This is a genomic window from Providencia burhodogranariea DSM 19968 (genome assembly GCF_000314855.2).
GTDB lineage: Bacteria > Pseudomonadota > Gammaproteobacteria > Enterobacterales > Enterobacteriaceae > Providencia > Providencia burhodogranariea.
The window spans coordinates 279,143-283,377 of record NZ_KB233224.1 but is presented as its reverse complement, the minus strand read 5'-3'; the positions used below and the strand labels follow the sequence as shown (position 1 = coordinate 283,377).

Below are 4,235 nucleotides of genomic sequence, written 5' to 3'. Positions count from 1 at the left end.
GACATCATGAACGAATTTATTATCTTTTCCTAATGAATAAGGAAGAGTGGATTTACTATCGTGACCGCTACCAAAATCGCCCATTAAGAAAGTGCCACCTTCAATGAAAACCATATTGTGAATGGATTCATTAATCAGTTGTTGCTTTTGGGCTTCTTGCTCAGCGGTGAGCTTTTGCTCACAGCCGAGTAAAAGCACGATAGGAACTACCAGTAGAGGATATGCTATTTTCATTGTGCAGCTTCAGTTTTTGAAATTGGAGTTGGCGATTGAACAGCACAGCGAAAGCCAAATCCAGGCATGCCTGTAAGATTTATTGTGTTAAATTCTCTATTTATCGTCAATGTATCTAGATAAAAGCTACTTTTTGATCCTCGGATGACTTTATTCTCCCCATTGTCGGGTCCTTGAGGGTTTTTAGCTGGAGAATGTTGGTAATAATCTTCAGCATACCAATCATTAACCCAATCTACGCCATTGCCCATCATATCGTAAAGGCCTAATGGGGTTGGAGGATAGCTGCCGACAGGGTAGAAACCAGCTGAAAATAATTTTTCTTTATTTTTATTTGCATCTTCATCAATACCATCATTATAAGTCCCATCTTTAGAAGCAAATAGAATAAATTTGCCTCGATCACGCGCAGCATATTCCCATTGGGCTTCAGTAGGTAAATCGATGGGTAAATGAGCCTGCTGCCCTAACCAAACACAATAATCTTTGGCATCTTGCCAATCAACGGAGGCAGGGTAATTATCTTGCGTGGATTCTTGCCATTTTTTTATGTATTTTTCGACTTTTAATTCTTGATAAGTTTTTGTCGGTGACTGAAAAGTCAATTCACGCCATAGATTAAATTGTTGCCAAGTAACACGGTATTTAGACAAACTAAAACTGTCTAAAGTCACATTGTGTACGTATTTGTCATCTTTTCCTAATGAATAAGGGAGTGTGGATTTACCATCGTGACCGCTACCAAAATCGCCCATTAAGAAAGTGCCACCGTCAATGAAAACCATATTGTGAATGGATTCATTAATCAGTTGTTGCTTTTGGGCTTCTTGCTCAGCGGTGAGTTTTTGTTCACAACCCGTTATTATTAATGCGGTAGTTAATAATATAAGTAAATATTGTTTATTCATAAAATTTCTCTGTAATATTTATATTAACTTTTGAAAAAAATGTCAGATTGGCTGTTAATTTCAGAAGCAGTAATAAATTCTTGATATGGTTCGTTAATATAAATTTTAGCCAAATTACTATCAGGCAGTTTTTTTTCTATTTGCTGAAAAATATCAGCATAATAACTTGGTTTTATCATAGGGATTGGTGTCCAAGTTGTAACTTTTCTACTTACTGCATGATTTGGGATAGGCTTCTCTGCTTCGCCCTCGGCTAAGAAAGCTAAAATACGTGTTTTGTTAACCGCAATACTGTCTTTTGAATCTGAGGGGATTAGGCTGGCATGTTGTAAAATATTCTCAAAATCACGTTGTGATTGTGCCCAGCGTAAAGTGTGCAGAATTGCACGTTTACGTTGACTGAAAATGGCCATTGCTTCGCCGCTAGCTTGTGAATGGCTTGCGGGGCTAAAATATTTATCCCAAAAATTATGCTCTAATAATGCAGCAATTGCTGCCCCTTTTGTTTCAGGCGGACAATACTTTAAAAACTCTCCCTTACTATTTATTATAGTATTCATTAAGCTAACGCGATTATTTTTATTATCCCATGAAAGTTTTAACTCTTTTTGTAATTCTTGAGCAAATCGATAAGAGATATTTGTTACTTCCATTCCAATTAATAAAGGCAATGAACAAATGGCATAAAAATGCTCTGGTCTTATCATGGCTACTAATTTTTCATAATCCATATCCCTTAACATATAACCAAAGCAAGGCATAAATTTAGACATGATTTTATCAGCATTGATTTCAAAAGAAGTACTGCCTTTAGCTCCTGCCCCCCAACATAATCCACCTTGTACAGTTACCAGTATTTTGCCATTGAAGTAAGTAAAGGCGAAAGCGCCAGATGCACCAGCTCCTAATAACCCTTCAATACTGGCAGCTAATGTACCCAGTGAACTAAAACCATCATTATCGTCTTCTTTCTTCTCAGGATTTAGCCATAGTAATTCGCCACCAATACCCGCACCAACTTTAATTCCGGCAAATATCTCGGCTTGTGCAACAACACCAAGCTCATCGGCTTTACTGGTGATATCAATTCCTTTTACTTCGTTAAGATCTTTGGGAGCATCCACACTGGTTTTAGATGGTATCCCTATAATGCCATTTTGAGAGATATTGGCACTACCTTGTAAGCCAACACTCGCTCCAACGTGCCCACTGAGCGTTAATATTAAATCAAAACGCAAGGCCCCCATTAATGCGAGTTCATCCATTCCTTTTTTGGGGTAGCGAATTTGGATGCCATGACGAGAAGGTAAGTGAATTTTCCCTTCGGTTTTGGCTTCTGCTAAGGCTAAGTTAGCGTAGAGTGATATTTTGGCACTGGCTTTAGGGTTTGATGGATCCCCTATATTGCCTTTAGTCAGTTCAAGGGTACTATCTCCACCATAGCTAAAACGCATAAGTTGCGCCTTTTTATCAAACGAAGCATATTTCCCTCGATAGGGAGGGGTTGAATCTAAGCTTTTATTAATATTTTCTGCCCAGTGATATAATCCACCAACCCAGTTATCATCATCTTTAAATTTTTCAAGTGTGCTATAGTTTTTATTTTCTAATTCGAAAAGTTGATATTTTAATGTTGGGGCAATTTCAGAAAGTTGTTTTTTCAATTCTTGTGTATCTATTTTTCTAACCTCAATTTCCTCTCCCGTTTCAGTATTTTTGATAGTTTCGGTTTTAATTAATTTACTGGTTTCACTTTTAATATCCTCTTTGCCTAATTTATGGATAACATGCCGCTCGCCTAATTTATCTGAGCGAATATAACTGTATTTATATCCACCACCTTTTTTTAACTGAATTAATTCAAGAATGCTATTATCGAAGCCTTTAGAGTTAGAATCCAAAGAGGTGATAGGGATTTCTTCACCTTGTTCATTTTCTTGTATCTCTTTAAGTTCCTGAATAATAGAATTAAGCTCTTCTGATGCAACATCATATTTTTGGTAGAGCGCTAAGAGTTCTTGCTGATAATTTTGTGGGTTTCGTTCTCTAAGCTGTAAGGGGTATTTATCATTTAGTTCATCGATTTTAAATTGCAGTACACGTTTTTTTATCACTAGGTCACAGAGATATTGGCTTTCTCTTTCAAGCTCATCATCGGACACTTCAATCAGTTCGTGGGTATTCGGGTGGTAATACAATACAGGCCCACATGTTGAAAATGCATCTGTGCTGCCTGTGCCACAATTTGTTTTTGATGTTGTTTGGTTTTTTGTATTTGACATGACTTAACCTTTCTTTTAACGGCGAGTTTTAATCGAAATTTTTTGTGGTGTTGACGTATATATTTCTAAGGTTTTTCCGTCAGCATCGGATGTACCCTCATAAATCTCACCATCTTCGGTTGTCATGCTGTAAGGCGTATCTGCTAATATTTCATTTGATTTTTCATCTCTCAGCGTAAATTGTTCACGGAATCCCGTTGGGACTTCTTTTTGAGGCAAGTTGAAGTCAGCTGCTCCCATTTTTTGAACATTAGTTGTTTTTAGTAGAATGTTATTTGGGCTACCTAATTCAATATTTCCTTGGCTCAGTTTTATATAAGCGCCACCACAATTTAAAATAATTTCTTTTTCTGCTGAAAGGTGAAGTGCCCCATTTAATGACTGTACCGTAAAGTCTTTTTTTGAAAACATAGAAAGCGCGTCGTTTTGTGCTTCGACTTTTACATCACCATATTTGGCAATAACATTGATACCTTTAGCTTGTGCGAATAAGCTGGCAGATTCTTTCGCATTTAAGGTAAGTTGTGTGTTAGCGCTAAGATTAATATTTTTGCCTGCTGTTAAGGCAATACTTTCTTTAGCTGAGGCAATTTGGATTGCTTTTGGTGAAAGAATACCCAATCCTGCTGGAGCATGAAGTAAAATAACAGGCATTTTGAGCTGTGTGCTGCTTTCTTTTAGGGTTTCTTGAGAACTAATATCACTTTCTAATGTATCGCTATTTTTGGCTGCACTCGATAAGCTTCTTGCAATCGCTAAAGCCTGTTCCAATTGCGCTATTGCCTCCTCCATCGCCAATACATCACCACCC

The 4,235-nt window shown here is 37.3% G+C and carries 4 protein-coding genes; all 4 read right to left on the bottom strand.

Annotated features, from left to right (window positions below; genetic code table 11):
- On the bottom strand, positions 1-234 hold a 234-nt coding region (locus tag OOA_RS15230), incomplete at its 3' end, for a hypothetical protein (protein WP_008913055.1).
- Entirely contained in the window at positions 231-1,142 is a 912-nt protein-coding gene (locus OOA_RS15225) for a formylglycine-generating enzyme family protein (protein ID WP_008913054.1), read from the bottom strand. The genes OOA_RS15230 and OOA_RS15225, both read right to left, overlap by 4 nt.
- A gap of 23 nt (positions 1,143-1,165) precedes the next feature.
- Positions 1,166-3,424, bottom strand: a complete 2,259-nt coding sequence (locus OOA_RS15220; RefSeq protein WP_008913053.1) for a hypothetical protein — start codon at positions 3,422-3,424, stop codon at positions 1,166-1,168.
- Between the two features lie 15 nt (positions 3,425-3,439).
- Positions 3,440-4,235 (bottom strand): DUF2345 domain-containing protein (locus OOA_RS15215; RefSeq protein ID WP_008913052.1); only part of this gene is annotated, 796 nt, incomplete at its 5' end.

Bases quoted from the DNA above. Each gene is read 5' to 3' on its own strand.
- OOA_RS15225 (WP_008913054.1), bottom strand. From the start codon at position 1,142: ATGAATAAACAATATTTACTTATATTATTAACTACCGCATTAATAATA.
- OOA_RS15220 (WP_008913053.1), bottom strand. From the start codon at position 3,424: ATGTCAAATACAAAAAACCAAACAACATCAAAAACAAATTGTGGCACA.